Raw genomic sequence first — 17,286 nt, forward strand, 5'->3', positions numbered from 1 at the left:
TCTGCAACAGGCAAGAAAGGTAACCGAAGAATGGCTAACAGTTTATAACACCGAAAGACCTCATGAGGCACTAAATAATATGACGCCGATTGAGTATAAAACACTAAAACAGGCAGCATGATTTTCTACGTCTGTTTTGTACTAACTATGGGGTATTTACAATTCGGTCATGACCGATTATTCAAAAATTAAATATTTTATTTTAAATCAAAAAATGGATTCGATTATTAAAAAATATAGTCCATAAACTTAGGCAATTACTCGCTGCAATTAAATAAAAAAAACGGACTGATTAATATCAAGTCCGTTTTTTTTAGCGTTCAATTAATTATTGAACTTTGATTTCTACATCAACACCAGCAGGCAAGTCCAGTTTCATCAATGCATCAGTGGTTTTATCGGTCCAGTCGATAATGTCCATCAAACGCAAATGAGTGCGGATTTCCAACTGTTCACGTGAAGTTTTGTTCACGTGTGGAGAACGCAGCAAGTTAAAACGTTCAATTTTAGTTGGCAAAGGAATCGGGCCTTTTACCACAGCGCCAGTACGTTTGGCAGTGTCCACGATTTCCTGAGCAGAACGGTCAATCAGAGCGTAGTCATAAGCTTTCAGGCGAATACGGATTTTCTGGTTTTTCATATCTATATTCTTCCTGATTAAGCGATAACTTTAGCAACCACACCGGCACCAACTGTACGGCCACCTTCACGAATCGCAAAGCGCAAGCCTTCTTCCATCGCAATCGGGTGAATCAATTCTACATCGATGGTTACGTTTTCACCTGGCATTACCATTTCCACGCCTTCTGCCAGACTTACTGCTCCTGTTACGTCAGTAGTACGGAAATAGAATTGTGGGCGGTAGTTTGCGAAGAATGGAGTATGACGACCACCCTCTTCTTTGCTCAATACGTAAACTTCTGCTTTGAATTTGGTGTGCGGAGTGATGCTGCCCGGTTTTGCCAATACCTGACCACGTTCTACTTCTTCACGTTTGGTACCACGCAACAATACACCTACGTTGTCACCTGCCTGACCTTGATCCAGCAATTTGCGGAACATTTCCACACCGGTACAAGTGGTTTTTTGGGTCTCTTTCAGACCTACGATTTCAATTTCGTCGCCTACATTGATTACACCACGTTCTACACGGCCAGTAACCACAGTACCACGGCCTGAAATTGAGAATACGTCTTCAATCGGCAACAGGAATGGTTTGTCTACTGCACGTTCCGGAGTAGGAATGTAGCTGTCTAATGCATCGGCCAAAGCCATGATTGAAGCTTCACCGATGTCAGAAGTATCACCTTCCAGTGCTTTCAGTGCAGAACCTTTAATCAATGGAATGTCATCACCCGGGAATTCGTAGCTAGACAGCAGATCACGGATTTCCATTTCTACCAGTTCCAGCAACTCTTCGTCGTCTACCATGTCGCATTTGTTCATGTAAACGATGATGTAAGGTACGCCTACCTGACGAGCCAGCAGAATGTGCTCACGAGTTTGTGGCATTGGGCCGTCAGCAGCAGAAACCACCAGAATGGCGCCGTCCATCTGTGCAGCACCGGTAATCATGTTTTTTACGTAGTCAGCGTGTCCCGGGCAGTCAACGTGTGCATAGTGACGCTCTGCGGTTTCGTATTCTACGTGTGAAGTATTAATGGTAATACCACGGGCTTTTTCTTCCGGGGCATTGTCAATCTGATCGTAGGCTTTCGCTGCACCACCAAATTTTTTGGACAGAATGGTACAAATTGCAGCAGTCAGTGTGGTTTTACCATGGTCAACGTGACCGATGGTGCCAACGTTTACGTGCGGTTTGCTCCGCTCGAATTTTTCTTTAGCCATGAGCTAAGTTTCCTTGAATAAAGATCAATTAAAGAACGATGATAACCTGAAAGTACAGCTACTTTCAGGTTATCGGTAAATAAGTTAGCCTTTACGGGCAGCAATAACCTGCTCAGCTACATTATTTGGTGCTTCTGCGTATTTCTTGAATTCCATGGAATAGGTAGCACGACCCTGAGTAGCAGAACGCAGATCGGTTGAATAACCAAACATTTCTGCCAGAGGTACCTCGGCGCGAACTTTCTTGCCACCGATACCATCATCGTCCATACCCAGCACGATACCACGACGACGGTTCAGGTCGCCCATTACATCGCCCATGTAATCTTCCGGTGTTTCCACTTCAACCGCCATGATTGGCTCCAGCAATACTGGAGAAGCTTTGCGCATACCGTCTTTGAATGCCATGGAACCGGCCAGTTCAAACGCGATTTGCGAAGAGTCTACATCATGGTAGGAACCAAAAGTCAAACGTACACGGATATCCACTACTGGATAGCCGGCCAGAATACCATTGGTCATGGTATCGCGGATACCTTTGTCCACAGACGGAATAAATTCGCGTGGAATCACACCACCCTTAATTTCGTCGATGAACTCGTAGTTCACACCACCTGGTTCCAGAGGTTCCATGGTGATAACCACGTGACCATACTGACCTTTACCGCCAGACTGTTTCACGTATTTGGCTTCGGATTCCACTGATTTGCGGATGGTTTCACGATAAGCTACCTGTGGTGCACCCACATTGGCTTCTACGCCAAATTCGCGTTTCATACGGTCTACAATAATTTCCAGATGCAATTCACCCATACCGGAAATAATGGTTTGACCAGATTCTTCGTCAGTTTTCACACGGAAAGACGGGTCTTCTTTAGCCAGACGGTTCAAAGCCAAGCCCATTTTTTCCTGGTCAGCTTTGGTTTTTGGTTCAACAGCAACGTGAATCACTGGTTCTGGGAATTCCATGCGTTCCAGAATAATTGGCGCATCAGAATCACACAGGGTTTCACCAGTAGTCACATCTTTCAAACCAATCACAGCTGCGATGTCACCGGCACGTACTTCTTCGATTTCATCACGGTCATTGGCTTTCATCTGTACCAGACGACCAATACGTTCTTTGGTGCCTTTAACTGAGTTTACTACGGTGTCGCCAGATTTCACCACGCCAGAGTACACGCGGATGAAAGTCAGCTGACCAACGTATTTGTCGTTCATCAGTTTGAACGCCAAAGCAGAGAATTTCTCGTCATCGCTGGCTTTACGGCTGTCTTTTTCACCATCCGGTTTTTCACCAGCCACTGGCGGAATGTCCGTCGGGCTGGGCAGGTATTCAACCACTGCATCCAGCAGACGCTGTACACCTTTATTCTTAAAGGCAGAACCACACAATACCGGCTGAATTTCACCAGCCAGTGTACGGGCACGCAACGCAGCAACGATTTCTTCCTCGCTCAGCTCTTCACCGCCAAGGTATTTTTCCATCAGTTCTTCGTTGGCTTCAGCCGCAGCTTCAACCATTTTTTCGCGCCATTCTGTAGCAACGTCTTTCAGATCGGCAGGAATATCTGCATACTCAAATTTCAAACCCTGAGTTGCATCATCCCATACGATAGCCTGCATTTTCAGCAGATCTACCACGCCCTCGAAACCGTCTTCAGCACCCACCGGAATCACAACCGGTACTGGATTGGCACGCAGGCGGGTTTGCATCTGTTCAACCACGCGGAAGAAGTTAGCACCCTGACGGTCCATTTTGTTTACAAAGGCCAGACGTGGCACTTTGTATTTATTGGCCTGACGCCATACAGTTTCAGACTGAGGCTGTACACCACCCACAGCACAGTAAACCATAACTGCACCGTCCAGTACACGCATAGAACGTTCTACCTCAACGGTAAAGTCCACGTGTCCCGGGGTATCAATAATATTCAGGCGATGTTCTTTAAACTGGCCAGCCATACCTTTCCAGAAGGTGGTTACGGCAGCAGAAGTAATGGTAATACCGCGTTCCTGTTCCTGCTCCATCCAGTCGGTGGTGGCCGCACCGTCATGTACTTCACCCAGTTTATGGGTCATGCCGGTGTAAAACAGAATACGTTCTGAAGTGGTGGTTTTACCAGCATCAATGTGTGCAGAAATACCGATATTACGGTATTGTTCAATAGGGGTTTTACGAGCCACAATAATTGCCTTTCTGCATTAGAAGCGGAAGTGAGAGAAGGCCTTGTTGGCTTCAGCCATGCGATGTACTTCCTCACGTTTTTTCAATGCACCGCCGCGGCCTTCTGCCGCATCAATTAATTCACCTGCCAGACGCAAATCCATGGATTTCTCACCGCGTTTACGAGCTGCATCGCGTACCCAGCGCATGGCCAGAGCCAGACGGCGGGTAGAACGAACCTCAACAGGAACTTGATAGTTTGCACCACCAACACGACGGCTTTTTACTTCTACAACCGGTTTGGCATTGGCAATAGCTTCGTTAAACACTTCAATGGCTTCTTTGCCGGTTTTTTTGGCAATCTGTTCTAAAGCGCCATATACAATGCGTTCAGCAACAGATTTTTTACCGTCAATCATCAGCACATTCATGAATTTGGATAATTCGATACTGCCGAATTTCGGATCTGGCAATATGTCACGTTTTGGGACTTCTCTACGTCTTGGCATTTCAATTTCCTTAAACTATTCAGTTGGGCATTGCCCACGAATATTTATGTAAATATTCACTTACTCGACAGTTATTCTGCCGATGCGTCCACTTATTTAGGACGTTTAGCACCGTATTTAGAACGGGATTGTTTGCGGTCTTTCACACCAGCAGTGTCCAAAGAACCACGAACGGTGTGATAACGCACACCCGGCAAGTCTTTTACACGACCGCCGCGAATCAGCACTACGCTGTGTTCCTGCAAGTTGTGGCCTTCACCGCCGATATATGAAATCACTTCATAACCATTGGTCAGACGCACTTTGCATACTTTACGCAAAGCTGAGTTAGGTTTTTTCGGGGTAGTAGTGTATACACGGGTGCACACACCACGTTTTTGAGGGCAAGCCTCTAAAGCAGGTACTTTGTTGACGTAAACCGGAGCTTGACGTCCTTTGCGTACCAATTGGTTGATAGTAGGCATATTTTCTCTTTATCCTGTTGAGTCAATACATGCCGACACCATGCCGGCAAAGTGTTCAATTTTAGCATTTCAAAACATTGCTGGTCAAGATAATCAATTTTTAATTCTATTTAATTCACCAGAAAAACAACAATGTAAGGATTCATACACAAAATAAAACCGCTGAAAACATTCAGCGGTTTTATTTTGGTTAGAACAGATATTCAAGCTTATTCGCTTTTATCAGCCGCTTCAGCAGCTACCTGTTCCTGCCATTTCTGACGACGGCTGCGATGGTAAGTCAGACCAGTACCAGCCGGAATCAGACGACCTACAATCACATTTTCTTTCAGGCCGCGTAAATCATCGCGTTTACCCATGATTGCTGCTTCAGTCAGTACACGGGTAGTTTCCTGGAAGGAAGCCGCAGAGATAAAGGAATCGGTAGACAACGATGCTTTGGTAATACCCAGCAATACGTTATCAAAGCGTACCGGCTCCTTGCCTTCGGCCAGCAGTTTCTCATTGGCGATCATGACATCACCGCGTTCAACCTGCTCACCGGTAATGAAGTGGCTGTCACCAGCATCAGCGATATTCACTCGACGCAACATCTGGCGAATAATCACTTCGATGTGCTTGTCGGAAATCTTCACACCTTGCAGACGATACACTTCCTGTACTTCCTGCACGATGTAACGCGCCAGTGCTTCAATACCCTGCAAGCGCAGAATATCGTGCGGATCCACTGCACCGTCAACAATCACCTCACCGCGGTTAACCACCTGACCATCATGCACCAGCACCTGTTTTTCTTTAGAAATCAAGGTTTCATAAGCAACGCCATCTGCATCAGTGATGATCAGACGCTGTTTACCCTTAGTTTCTTTACCAAAGGATACGGTACCGGTTACTTCTGCCAGCATACCCACATCTTTCGGGGTACGTGCTTCAAACAACTCGGCCACACGTGGCAAACCACCGGTAATATCGCGGGTTTTGGATGAAGCCTGCGGAATACGCGCCAGCACATCACCCTTACCTACTTCCTGCCCTTCGCGTACGGTAATCACTGCACCTACTGGGAATGCCATGGAAACAGCGGTTTCACTACCAGCCATGCGAATTTCTTCGCCTTTTTCGTCCAAGAGTTTTACAGTTGGACGCAACAATTTGGACTGGGTAGACGAGCGACGTTTACCATCAATCACCACCAGAGTGGACAAACCGGTTACATCGTCGGTTTGTTTTGCTACAGTCACGCCTTCTTCGATATTCTCAAAGCGAACACGACCAGCAAACTCGGTAATCATCGGACGAGTATGCGGATCCCAGGTAGCCAGAGTCTGGCCAGCTTTCACCACACCGCCATCTTTGGCTTGCAGCAAGGCACCGTAAGGTACTTTATGGCGTTCACGCTCACGACCGATATCATCATGTATCACGATTTCAGATGAGCGACCGATTACCACCAGCTCACCTTTGTTGTTGGCAACATAACGCATCTGGCTGGAGAAGCGCACAGTACCACCTGATTTTGCTTCTACCTGACTGGCAGCAGCTGCTCGTGAAGCGGCACCACCAATGTGGAAAGTACGCATGGTTAACTGGGTACCCGGTTCACCAATGGATTGCGCTGCAATCACGCCCACGGATTCACCAGCATTCACCAGTTTACCGCGTGCCAAGTCACGTCCGTAACATTTGGCACATAAACCATGGCGGGTTTTACAGGTAATCGGCGTGCGTACTTTAATTTCATCGACGCCGGAATTGTCAATCAAATCCACCAGACTTTCGTTTAGCAGGGTACCGGCTTCCACCAGTGTCTCACCGCTGGTCGGATCCACCACGTCTTCAGCAGTCACTCGACCCAATACGCGGTCGCGCAGTGATTCGATAATATCACCGCCCTGCACCACGGCTTTCATGACAAAACCATCATTGGTACCACAATCATCTTCTACCACTACCAAGTCCTGAGTCACGTCTACCAGACGACGGGTCAGATAACCGGAGTTAGCGGTTTTCAATGCGGTATCGGCCAGACCTTTACGCGCACCATGGGTAGAAATAAAGTACTGCAATACCGTCAGACCCTCACGGAAGTTGGAGGTAATCGGTGTTTCGATAATGGAACCATCAGGTTTTGCCATCAAGCCGCGCATACCTGATAACTGTTTAATCTGTGCCGCAGAACCACGGGCACCGGAGTCAGCCATCATGTAGATGGAGTTGAACGATTCCTGATCAACCAGATTGCCTTCGCGGTCAACTACTTTCTGAGTAGACAGATTATCCATCATCGCTTTGGCGATCTTATCACCGGTACGACCCCAGATATCGACTACTTTATTGTAGCGCTCGCCATTGGTTACCAGACCTTGACGATACTGGTCTTCAATCTCTTTCACTTCGGTATTAGCTTCTGCCAGAAACTGCGGTTTGCTTTCTGGTACCAGCATATCGTCAACACAGATTGAAATACCGGCACGGGTTGAGAATGCATAACCGGTATACATCAGATGGTCGGCAAAAATCACTGTATCGCGCAAGCCACAACGGCGGAACGAAGCATTAATCAGCTTGGAAATTTCTTTTTTCTTCAGCGTTTTATTAATATGCTCGAATGACAGGCCTTTTGGCAGAATTTCTGACAACAGTGCACGACCAACAGTAGTTTGGTAGCGGTTTACTACTGGTACGAATTCGTCCTGACCGTTTTTCACCCATTCACGCAAACGCACAGTAATTTTGGTACCCAGTTCTACCTGACGAGTCTGGTAGGCGCGGTGTACTTCCTTCACATCAGCAAACAGGCTGCCTTCGCCCTTACCATTAATTTTGTCGCGGGTCATATAGTACAGACCCAATACGATATCCTGTGACGGTACGATAATCGGGTCACCATTGGCTGGCGACAACACATTGTTGGAAGCCAGCATCAGGGTGCGCGCTTCCATTTGCGCTTCCAGACTCAATGGTACGTGTACGGCCATCTGGTCACCGTCAAAGTCGGCATTAAATGCAGTACATACCAATGGGTGCAACTGAATGGCCTTGCCTTCAATCAGAATCGGTTCAAAAGCCTGAATACCCAAGCGGTGCAAGGTTGGTGCACGGTTGAGCAAAATCGGATGTTCACGAATAACATCTTCGAGAATATCCCATACAATCGGTTCTTCCTGTTCCACCATTTTTTTGGCTTTTTTAATGGTGGTTACTGTTGGGTCGAGTTGTTCCAGTTTGTGGAAAATAAACGGTTTGAACAGTTCCAGAGCCATTTTTTTCGGCAGACCGCATTGATGCAGACGCAGGTAAGGACCTACGGTAATCACTGAACGGCCAGAATAGTCGACACGTTTACCCAGCAGGTTCTGACGGAAACGACCGCCTTTACCTTTAATCATGTCAGCCAATGATTTCAGCGGACGTTTGTTGGCGCCAGTCATCGCTTTACCACGACGGCCATTGTCCAGCAGCGAATCAACTGCTTCCTGCAACATGCGTTTTTCATTACGGACGATGATATCCGGTGCACGCAATTCCAGCAGACGTTTCAAACGGTTATTACGGTTAATGACGCGACGATACAGGTCATTTAAATCTGAAGTGGCAAAACGACCACCATCCAGCGGCACCAGCGGACGCAAATCCGGTGGCAATACTGGCAGCACGTCCATAATCATCCACTCCAGTCTCATACCGGAGCGCTGAAATGCTTCCAACACTTTCAAGCGCTTAGCAATTTTTTTAATTTTAGTGTCGGAGCTGGTAGACTCAAGCTCTTGACGCAGTACAGTCACTTCATGAGCAATATCCATGGCACGCAACAAATCGCGAATGCCTTCTGCACCCATCTTGGCTTCAAAGTCACCACCAAATTCTTCATATTTGCTGATGAACTCTTCTTCACTAAGCAATTGACGCGGCTGCAATGAAGTCAGACCGGGGTCGGTTACCACATAGGCTTCAAAATACAGAATGCGTTCGATATCGCGCAAAGTCATATCCAATACCATACCCAGACGGGATGGCAGCGACTTCAGAAACCAGATATGTGCAACCGGTGCAGCCAGTTCAATATGCCCCATGCGCTCACGACGCACTTTGGACAAAGTCACCTCTACACCACATTTTTCACAGGTCACACCGCGGAATTTCAGGCGTTTGTATTTACCACACAAACATTCATAATCTTTAATCGGGCCAAAAATTTTGGCACAGAACAGGCCGTCACGTTCCGGTTTGAAGGTACGGTAGTTAATCGTTTCCGGCTTTTTCACTTCACCGTACGACCAAGAACGAATGGTATCCGGCGAAGCAATGCCGATTTTGATCGCGTCAAATTCTTCTTCGGCACTGACATTTTGCAGCGGATTAAATAAGTCTGATAAAGCTTTCATATTTGCTCCTGACGATGCCGCATGCAGTCTCTACACACTGCATGCGACCGGTGTCGGTTAGTAACGTTCCAAATCCATATCCAAGCCCAAAGAGCGAATCTCTTTCAGTAACACATTGAAAGATTCCGGCATACCGGCATCAATCTTGTATTCGCCTTTAACGATGTTTTCATACATTTTGGTACGGCCGGTAACGTCATCTGATTTCACAGTCAACATTTCCTGCAAGGTATAAGCAGCACCATAAGCTTCCAGTGCCCATACCTCCATCTCACCAAAACGCTGACCACCAAACTGAGCTTTACCACCTAGTGGCTGCTGTGTTACCAGGCTGTACGGACCAGTTGAACGGGCATGCATTTTCTCATCAACCAAGTGATGCAGTTTGAGGTAGTGCATTACCCCTACCGTTACCTTACGGTCAAATGCTTCACCGGTACGGCCATCATACAGTGTCATCTGGGTACGGGTATCGTTGAAACCCAGTTTCTGGATTTCCGGATCGTCTTCCGGATAGGCCAGTGCCAGCATGTTTTTGATTTCGGATTCTTCCGCACCATCAAATACCGGCGTAGCAACAGTCATCCCTTTACGCAGATGTTGTGCCAGATTGATGATTTCTTCGTCATTAAACTGCGACAGATCTTCTTTCTTGCCACTGCTGTTGTACACTTTCTCAAGGAAAGCACGAATCTCATCAGCAGCACGTTTTTCCGCCAGCATGCGGTCAATCCGTTCACCAATACCTTTAGCGGCCCAGCCCAGATGCACTTCCAGAATCTGACCGATATTCATACGACTTGGCACACCCAGCGGGTTCAGCACAATATCCACTGAACGGCCATCAGCCATGTACGGCATGTCTTCAACTGGCAGAATGCGCGATACCACACCCTTATTACCATGGCGACCAGCCATCTTGTCACCGGCTTTCAGACGACGTTTAATGGCAATAAATACCTTAACCATCTTCTGTACACCCGGTTGCAATTCATCACCCTGGGTAAGTTTTTTCTTCTTGATTTCATACATGGCATCTGATTCTTCATGTTTGGCCTGCAAACTTTCTTTAATCAGCTCTACCTGTTTGGCGATACTTTCATCGCTCAGACGAATATCAAACCAGTCGTGCCGGCTTGGCAATGATGCCAGATAGTCTTTAGTAACTTCTGCACCTTTAGCCAGTTTTAAGGGGCCGCCATTAACTTTTTGTCCCAGAATCAGGCGTTCAATACGATCAAATGCATCATCATTGAAAATGCGCAACTGATCAGTCAGGTTCTGACGATAGCGTTTCAGCTCAGCATCAATAATCGCTTTGGCACGTTTATCACGTTCAATACCTTCACGAGTAAATACCTGCACATCAATAACGGTACCACTCATGCCCGTAGGCATACGCAAGGAAGTATCTTTTACATCACTGGCTTTTTCACCAAAAATGGCTCGCAACAGTTTTTCTTCTGGAGTAAGTTGAGTTTCACCTTTAGGTGTTACTTTACCCACCAATACATCACCGGCTTCTACTTCAGCACCGATGTAAACAATACCAGACTCATCCAGACGATTTTGCATGCGTTCAGACAGATTCGGGATATCACGGGTAATTTCTTCTGCACCCAGTTTGGTATCACGGGATACCACATTCAATTCTTCGATATGAATAGATGTATAACGATCACCGGCAACTACCCGTTCTGAAATCAGAATTGAGTCTTCATAGTTGTAACCATTCCATGGCATGAAGGCAATGGTCATGTTCTGCCCCAGTGCCAGCTCACCCAAATCAGTAGAAGCACCATCGGCAATCACATCACCGCGAGCAATAACGTCGCCTTTCTGTACGGCCGGACGCTGATTGATGTTGGTAGACTGGTTGGAACGGGTGAATTTCACCAGATTGTAAATATCCACACCTACTTCACCAGCGGTAGCTTCGTCATCATTGACACGCACCACAACACGGTTGGCATCGACATACTCAACCACACCGCCACGGCTGGCCGCAATAGCAGTAGCACTATCAATTGCAACTGAGCGTTCAATACCGGTACCTACCAGTGGTTTTTCTGCACGCAGACAAGGTACTGCCTGACGTTGCATGTTAGCACCCATCAAAGCACGGTTTGCATCATCGTGTTCAAGGAACGGAATCAGAGAAGCTGCCACAGAAACCACCTGACCGGTAGCCACGTCCATATACTGTACGCGGTCTGGTGTCGCCATAATGGTTTCACCTTTTTCACGACAAGTTACCAGATCACCGATAATACGGCCTTCTTCATCCAGATCAGCATTAGCCTGAGCAATGACAAAACGGCCTTCTTCGATTGCAGACAGATAGTCAATATCATTGGTTACCTTACCATCCACTACACGGCGATAAGGTGTTTCCAGAAAACCATATTTATTGGTACGAGCATAAACAGCCAGTGAATTAATCAAACCAATATTCGGGCCTTCTGGTGTTTCAATCGGACATACGCGACCATAGTGGGTTGGATGTACGTCACGCACCTCAAAACCAGCACGTTCACGGGTCAGACCACCCGGGCCCAAGGCAGATACACGACGTTTATGGGTTACTTCAGACAGTGGGTTGGTCTGGTCCATAAACTGTGATAACTGACTGGATCCGAAAAATTCCTTAATGGCAGCAGAAACCGGTTTGGCATTAATCAGGTCATGTGGCATCAGATTTTCTGATTCAGCCTGATTCAGGCGTTCTTTTACGGCACGCTCCACACGTGACAAGCCACTGCGGAACTGGTTTTCAGCCAACTCACCAACTGAACGCACGCGACGGTTACCCAAATGGTCAATATCATCTACTTCACCATGACCATTGCGTAACTCTACCAGCGTGGCAATAACTGACACGATATCCGGAATAGTCAGAACATGGTTACCTTCTTTATCGGCATCGACAAAGGTCTGTGTCATCAGGCGGCCATACCAGGATTCCTGTTGTGCTTCCAGCAATTTTTGCTGATAGGTGCGTGTGTTGAATTTCATCCGGCCAACACGTGACAGGTCATAACTGTCTTCGCTGAAAAACAGACGGTTGAACAACGCTTCCACTGCATCTTCGGTTGGTGGTTCACCCGGACGCATCATGCGATAAATGGCAATGCGCGCAGCCTGCTGACCGTCGGTTTCGTCCGTACGCAGGGTATTGGAAACATAGCCACCCTGATCCAGATCATTGATATACAGAGTAGAAATCTCCTTAACCCCCTGAATATCAAACTGTGCCAGTAATTCTTCGGTAATTTCATCATTGGTTTTGGCCAGTACTTCACCAGTATCAGGCACAATGACATCAGCAGCCAGCACCTTGCCAATCAGGCTTTCCGGTTCAACTTCCAGCCATTTAATGTCAGCAGCAACAAGGTCACGAATATTTTTGGCATTGATGCGCTTACCCTTCTGTACCAATATTTTACCGTCTTTGTCGACCAAGTCGAATTTGGCGGTTTCGCCTTTCAGGCGTGACGGTACTAGATTAGTATGTACACCATCTCTAGATAAGAAGTACTGTTCTTTATCATAGAACATATTCAGTATCTGTTCCGGTGTGAAACCTAGCGCTTTCAGTAAAATTGTCACCGGCATTTTACGGCGACGGTCAATACGGAAATAAAGCAGATCTTTCGGATCAAACTCAAAATCAAGCCATGAACCGCGATAAGGAATAATACGAGCAGAGAACAGCAACTTACCAGAAGAGTGAGATTTACCGCGATCATGCTCAAAGAATACGCCTGGCGAACGGTGCAACTGCGACACAATCACACGTTCAGTACCATTGATAATGAATGAACCACTAGGTGTCATCAATGGAATTTCACCCATGTATACTTCATTTTCGCGAACTTCTTTAACCACGTTTGGCTTGGATGATTCTTTGTCTAAAATTACCAGACGAATTCGCGCACGCAATGGCGCAGCATAAGTAATGCCACGTAATTGACATTCAGGAATATCAAATAGAGGTTCACCTAGCACATAATGGGTAAATTCCAGACGGGCATAACCGTTATGACTAACAATTGGGAAAATAGACTGGAAGGCTGCCTGAAGACCAGTATCAGCACGTTGGTCAAAAGGAGTTTCCATCTGCAAAAACTGCGTATATGAATCCAACTGTGTAGCTAATAGAAACGGTACTTCCAATACATTGGCACGTTTGGCAAAGCTTTTACGGATACGTTTTTTTTCAGTAAAAGAGTAGGACATGAACAGTCTCCAGTAGGGAGGTTTGGCAAGTAAGGTTTTATAAATACTCAGGCAACTATTAAAATAGATATGGTAAAATTAAGTAAATTATAAGCATTTTTGTAAATATTTATAAAACTTCGCTTAGGGTAGACAAGCGAAAGCAGGCTGGTAGCCTAAGCTACCAGCCTGTAAAACACAACTGAAATTACTTGATTTCGACAGAAGCGCCGGCTTCTTCCAGTTGTTTTTTGATGTCGTCAGCTTCAGCCTGAGAAACACCTTCTTTAAGGGTTTTAGGAGCACCGTCAACCAGATCTTTAGCTTCTTTCAGACCTAGACCAGTGATAGCACGAACAACTTTAATCACGCCAACTTTCTGTGCACCGGCAGAAGTCAATACTACATCAAACTCAGTTTTTTCTTCAGCAGCAGCACCACCACCATTAGTACCACCATTAGCAACAGCCAGAGCAGCTGCGGAAACACCAAATTTTTCTTCAAAAGCTTTAACCAGGTCGTTCAATTCCATAACGGTCAGGTTACCAACTGCTTCCAAGATGTCTTCTTTAGTAATAGCCATGCTATTAAACTCCAATAATTGAGAATGAAAATTTAAATATATAGGGGATGAAAATTATGCAGCTTCTTCGCCAGCTTTTTTCTCAGCCAGAGCAGCAAGTGCACGGGCAAAGCCAGAAACAGGTGCTTGCATAATACCCAGCAATTTAGCCAGCAATTCGTCGCGGCTCGGAATAGAAGCAAGTTCTGTAACCTGAGCAACATCAAGCAACTCACCATTATATGAGCCTGCTTTCAGTACGATTTTTTCATCTTTTTTCGAGAACTGGTGCAGTACTTTTGCAGCAGCAACCGGGTCTTCAGATACCGCATACACCAAAGGACCAACCATCTGGTCAGCCAGGCCTGCGAATGAAGTACCTTCAACAGCGCGACGGGCTAATGTGTTTTTCAACACATGCAGGTATACACCTGCCTTACGAGCATTGGCACGCAGTTCGGTCATGCTAGCAACACTGATACCACGATACTCGGCAATAACCATAGTTTGTGCATTAGCGATGGCTGCTGCAATTTCGGCTACGGCTGCTTGCTTGGTTTCAATATTGAGACTCAAGGTCTACCTCCCACTGTTTTTAAACAGAGCAATACAAGTATTACTCCACCCAGCGCGGCAACCCAAAAAGACATCCATAAGCAGAGCTTACACAAGATTATCTGGGACTACCGTCTGCGTAGGGTAATTTTTAAAATCTGCATTACCAGCACAGATTCCCTACGGTCTTGGACATCTACTTATTTCTAAGTAGCCCGACATATAAATGTGACACATTTATATGAATTTTGATGGCAGCCTGAAATAAAACAGACTGCCAATATTAATATGTTTCTTAGCTATTTACAGAGGCACTGTCAATACGCAAGCCTGCACCCATGGTGCTGGATACTGCAATTTTACGCAGGTATTGACCTTTTGCAGCAGCAGGTTTGGCTTTAACAATTGCATCCAGAAGAGCATTGAAGTTTTCACGTAGATCAGCAGCTTCAAAAGAAGCACGGCCAATAGTTGCATGCACAATACCAGCTTTATCAGTACGATACTGTACCTGACCAGCCTTGGCATTTTTTACAGCTTCCGCAACATTAGGCGTTACAGTACCTACCTTAGGGTTTGGCATCAGGCCACGCGGACCCAGAATGGTACCCAATTGACCAACCACGCGCATGGCATCAGGAGAAGCAATAACCACGTCGAAGTTCAGATTGCCTGCTTTAACTTCGGCAGCCAGATCATCAAAACCAACCACGTCTGCACCGGCGGCTTTGGCAGCTTCGGCATTGGCACCCTGAGTAAATACTGCCACGCGCACAGTTTTACCTGTACCTTTAGGCAGTACTACTGAACCACGAATTACCTGATCAGATTTACGTGCATCCACACCCAAATTAAAAGACACATCAATAGATTCATCAAATTTGGCTGTAGCATTTGCTTTTACCAGATTCAATGCTTCATCAATAGTATACAATTTATTGGTTTCTACAGCAGCACGAATAGCCTGCATACGTTTAGAAAGTTTTGCCATTTACACACCCTCCACATCTAAACCCATTGAACGGGCACTACCAGCGATGGTGCGCACAGCTGCATCCAAATCCGCAGCAGTTAAATCAGGCTCTTTAGCCTTGGCAATTTCTTCCAGTTGTGCACGGGTCACTTTACCCACTTTTTGTGTCAGCGGGTTAGAGCTACCCTTTTGCAAACCAGCTGCTTTTTTCAGCAAAATAGAAGCTGGCGGAGTTTTCATCACAAAGGTAAATGATTTATCTGCAAATGCAGTAATCACTACCGGAACCGGTAAGCCAGGCTCTACACTTTGTGTAGCAGCATTGAATGCTTTACAGAATTCCATGATATTCAAACCGCGTTGACCCAAAGCTGGGCCTACCGGAGGAGATGGATTAGCTTTACCTGCAGGAATCTGCAGTTTGATGTAGCCTACAATTTTTTTTGCCACTTGATTTAGACTCCAAATAAACGGGTATGACGCAGCATATGCTGCTTCCCAAAAGCAAGACCCGTGATTATAAAGAAAATTTCTTTTCCTTACAAGCACAGGTTAAGTTGTGTTGTATTCTTGCTGTTAAATTTTCTCTACTTGAGAAAATTCCAGCTCCACTGGTGTTTCACGACCAAATATCTGTACTGCAACGCGCAATTTGTTACGTTCGTAATTGACTTCTTCGACAACGCCGTTAAAGTCTTTGAATGGCCCCTCATTGACACGTACTTGCTGGCCAACATCAAATAGCACTTTTGGTTTTGGCTTTTCTACACCGCTTTGCACCTGATGCAAGATAGCATCTACTTCACGGGCAGAAATAGGTAATGGTTTATTGGCTGTTCCACCAATAAATCCGGTTACACGTGGAGTATTTTTTACCAAATGCCATGAAGCATCAGTCATGTCCATTTCTACCAGTACATAGCCCGGAAAAAATTTGCGTTCGGTAATGCTGCGGCGACCATTTTTTATATCCACCACTTCTTCAACCGGTACCAATATCTGACCAAAATACTCCCCCATTCCTTCGCGCTCAATGCGCTCTTTCAAGGTTTTCTGGACATTTTTCTCAAAACCGGAATAAGCGTGTACTACATACCACTGTTTTGCCATGATTAACTCCTCTTCATAAAGATGTCGAATAACAACCATGAAATTAGGCTGTCAACACCCCAAATAAATATCGACAAGACAGCTACAAACATCAGTACAAACAAGGTCATGCGCAATGTTTCATTGCGCTCGGGCCATACTACTTTTCTGGCTTCCGACACACTGTCACGTACATAGGCAGTCAGCTCACGCCCGCCGGCACTCCAGAAAAATACGATTATGATGGCCGCCACTACTCCTACTAATGGGAACAGATAACGGATGTAAAGTGGTAATTGCGCATCCAAAGCATAGAATGCCATGATACCAGCGGCAATTAGGATGGCTGATAAGATATATTTGAGAAAATCAAAACGCTTGTTGCGTTTGATTTCCAATTGCTGTTGTTGTTTGGCTTCAGCTTTTAATTGCGCTTTGGTTTTGGTTCCCACATCTTTCGATGTTTTGTTGTCCATATAACCACCTTTTAATTAATACAAAAAAGACTAACCGACC

Annotated in this window: 14 protein-coding genes; 1 reads left to right on the forward strand and 13 read right to left on the reverse strand. The window is 46.0% G+C overall.

From position 1 onward, the window contains the following. Window positions 1–121: transposase (locus MJ764_RS07910; protein WP_239326112.1), on the forward strand; the 121-nt coding region annotated here is incomplete at its 5' end. Between the two features lie 207 nt (window positions 122–328). On the opposite strand, the gene rpsJ is transcribed toward MJ764_RS07910, so the two are convergent. From rpsJ to secE, 13 genes are all read right to left on the reverse strand, one after another. Then, window positions 329–640 carry a 30S ribosomal protein S10 gene (gene rpsJ, locus MJ764_RS07915; RefSeq protein ID WP_025329903.1) on the reverse strand — a complete coding sequence of 104 codons (312 nt, stop codon included), beginning with the start codon at window positions 638–640 and terminating at the stop codon, window positions 329–331. A 17-nt stretch (window positions 641–657) separates the two neighbouring features. Then, entirely contained in the window at window positions 658–1,848 is a 1,191-nt protein-coding gene (gene tuf / locus MJ764_RS07920) for an elongation factor Tu (protein WP_100090166.1), read from the reverse strand. A gap of 84 nt (window positions 1,849–1,932) precedes the next feature. Next, window positions 1,933–4,035 carry an elongation factor G gene (gene fusA, locus MJ764_RS07925; protein ID WP_239326041.1) on the reverse strand — a complete coding sequence of 701 codons (2,103 nt, stop codon included), beginning with the start codon at window positions 4,033–4,035 and terminating at the stop codon, window positions 1,933–1,935. An 18-nt stretch (window positions 4,036–4,053) separates the two neighbouring features. Continuing rightward, a complete protein-coding gene (rpsG, locus tag MJ764_RS07930) occupies window positions 4,054–4,524 on the reverse strand; it encodes a 30S ribosomal protein S7 (protein ID WP_100090173.1) in 471 nt (156 codons plus the stop codon). A 92-nt stretch (window positions 4,525–4,616) separates the two neighbouring features. Beyond that, complete coding sequence (rpsL, locus tag MJ764_RS07935) at window positions 4,617–4,988, reverse strand: 30S ribosomal protein S12 (RefSeq protein WP_025329900.1); 372 nt, start codon at window positions 4,986–4,988, stop codon at window positions 4,617–4,619. A 209-nt stretch (window positions 4,989–5,197) separates the two neighbouring features. Continuing rightward, window positions 5,198–9,373 (reverse strand): DNA-directed RNA polymerase subunit beta', encoded by a 4,176-nt coding sequence (gene rpoC, locus MJ764_RS07940; protein ID WP_239326042.1) that lies wholly within the window; start codon window positions 9,371–9,373, stop codon window positions 5,198–5,200. A 57-nt stretch (window positions 9,374–9,430) separates the two neighbouring features. Next, on the reverse strand, window positions 9,431–13,612 hold the full coding sequence (gene rpoB, locus MJ764_RS07945; RefSeq protein ID WP_239326043.1) for a DNA-directed RNA polymerase subunit beta: 4,182 nt from the start codon (window positions 13,610–13,612) through the stop codon (window positions 9,431–9,433). 187 nt (window positions 13,613–13,799) lie between these two features. After that, window positions 13,800–14,174: a 50S ribosomal protein L7/L12 gene (gene rplL / locus MJ764_RS07950; protein ID WP_239326044.1), complete on the reverse strand. Its 375-nt coding sequence runs from the start codon at window positions 14,172–14,174 to the stop codon at window positions 13,800–13,802. 54 nt (window positions 14,175–14,228) lie between these two features. Then, window positions 14,229–14,729, reverse strand: a complete 501-nt coding sequence (gene rplJ / locus MJ764_RS07955) for a 50S ribosomal protein L10 (protein ID WP_100090169.1) — start codon at window positions 14,727–14,729, stop codon at window positions 14,229–14,231. 274 nt (window positions 14,730–15,003) lie between these two features. Beyond that, window positions 15,004–15,699: a 50S ribosomal protein L1 gene (rplA, locus tag MJ764_RS07960; protein WP_100090168.1), complete on the reverse strand. Its 696-nt coding sequence runs from the start codon at window positions 15,697–15,699 to the stop codon at window positions 15,004–15,006. Then, a complete protein-coding gene (rplK, locus tag MJ764_RS07965) occupies window positions 15,700–16,131 on the reverse strand; it encodes a 50S ribosomal protein L11 (protein WP_239326045.1) in 432 nt (143 codons plus the stop codon). 126 nt (window positions 16,132–16,257) lie between these two features. Continuing rightward, window positions 16,258–16,791 (reverse strand): transcription termination/antitermination protein NusG, encoded by a 534-nt coding sequence (nusG, locus tag MJ764_RS07970; RefSeq protein WP_025329893.1) that lies wholly within the window; start codon window positions 16,789–16,791, stop codon window positions 16,258–16,260. Between the two features lie 2 nt (window positions 16,792–16,793). After that, a complete protein-coding gene (gene secE / locus MJ764_RS07975; protein WP_239326046.1) occupies window positions 16,794–17,246 on the reverse strand; it encodes a preprotein translocase subunit SecE in 453 nt (150 codons plus the stop codon). Window positions 17,247–17,286: the final 40 nt, after the last annotated feature.

The organism is Snodgrassella gandavensis (genome assembly GCF_914768025.1).
GTDB lineage: Bacteria > Pseudomonadota > Gammaproteobacteria > Burkholderiales > Neisseriaceae > Snodgrassella > Snodgrassella gandavensis.

Coding starts and splice junctions, on each gene's coding strand:
- rpsJ (WP_025329903.1), bottom strand. CDS start 640: ATGAAAAACCAGAAAATCCGTATTCGCCTGAAAGCTTATGACTACGCT.
- tuf (WP_100090166.1), bottom strand. CDS start 1,848: ATGGCTAAAGAAAAATTCGAGCGGAGCAAACCGCACGTAAACGTTGGC.
- rpsG (WP_100090173.1), bottom strand. CDS start 4,524: ATGCCAAGACGTAGAGAAGTCCCAAAACGTGACATATTGCCAGATCCG.
- rpsL (WP_025329900.1), bottom strand. CDS start 4,988: ATGCCTACTATCAACCAATTGGTACGCAAAGGACGTCAAGCTCCGGTT.
- rpoC (WP_239326042.1), bottom strand. CDS start 9,373: ATGAAAGCTTTATCAGACTTATTTAATCCGCTGCAAAATGTCAGTGCC.
- rpoB (WP_239326043.1), bottom strand. CDS start 13,612: ATGTCCTACTCTTTTACTGAAAAAAAACGTATCCGTAAAAGCTTTGCC.
- rplL (WP_239326044.1), bottom strand. CDS start 14,174: ATGGCTATTACTAAAGAAGACATCTTGGAAGCAGTTGGTAACCTGACC.
- rplA (WP_100090168.1), bottom strand. CDS start 15,699: ATGGCAAAACTTTCTAAACGTATGCAGGCTATTCGTGCTGCTGTAGAA.
- nusG (WP_025329893.1), bottom strand. CDS start 16,791: ATGGCAAAACAGTGGTATGTAGTACACGCTTATTCCGGTTTTGAGAAA.
- secE (WP_239326046.1), bottom strand. CDS start 17,246: ATGGACAACAAAACATCGAAAGATGTGGGAACCAAAACCAAAGCGCAA.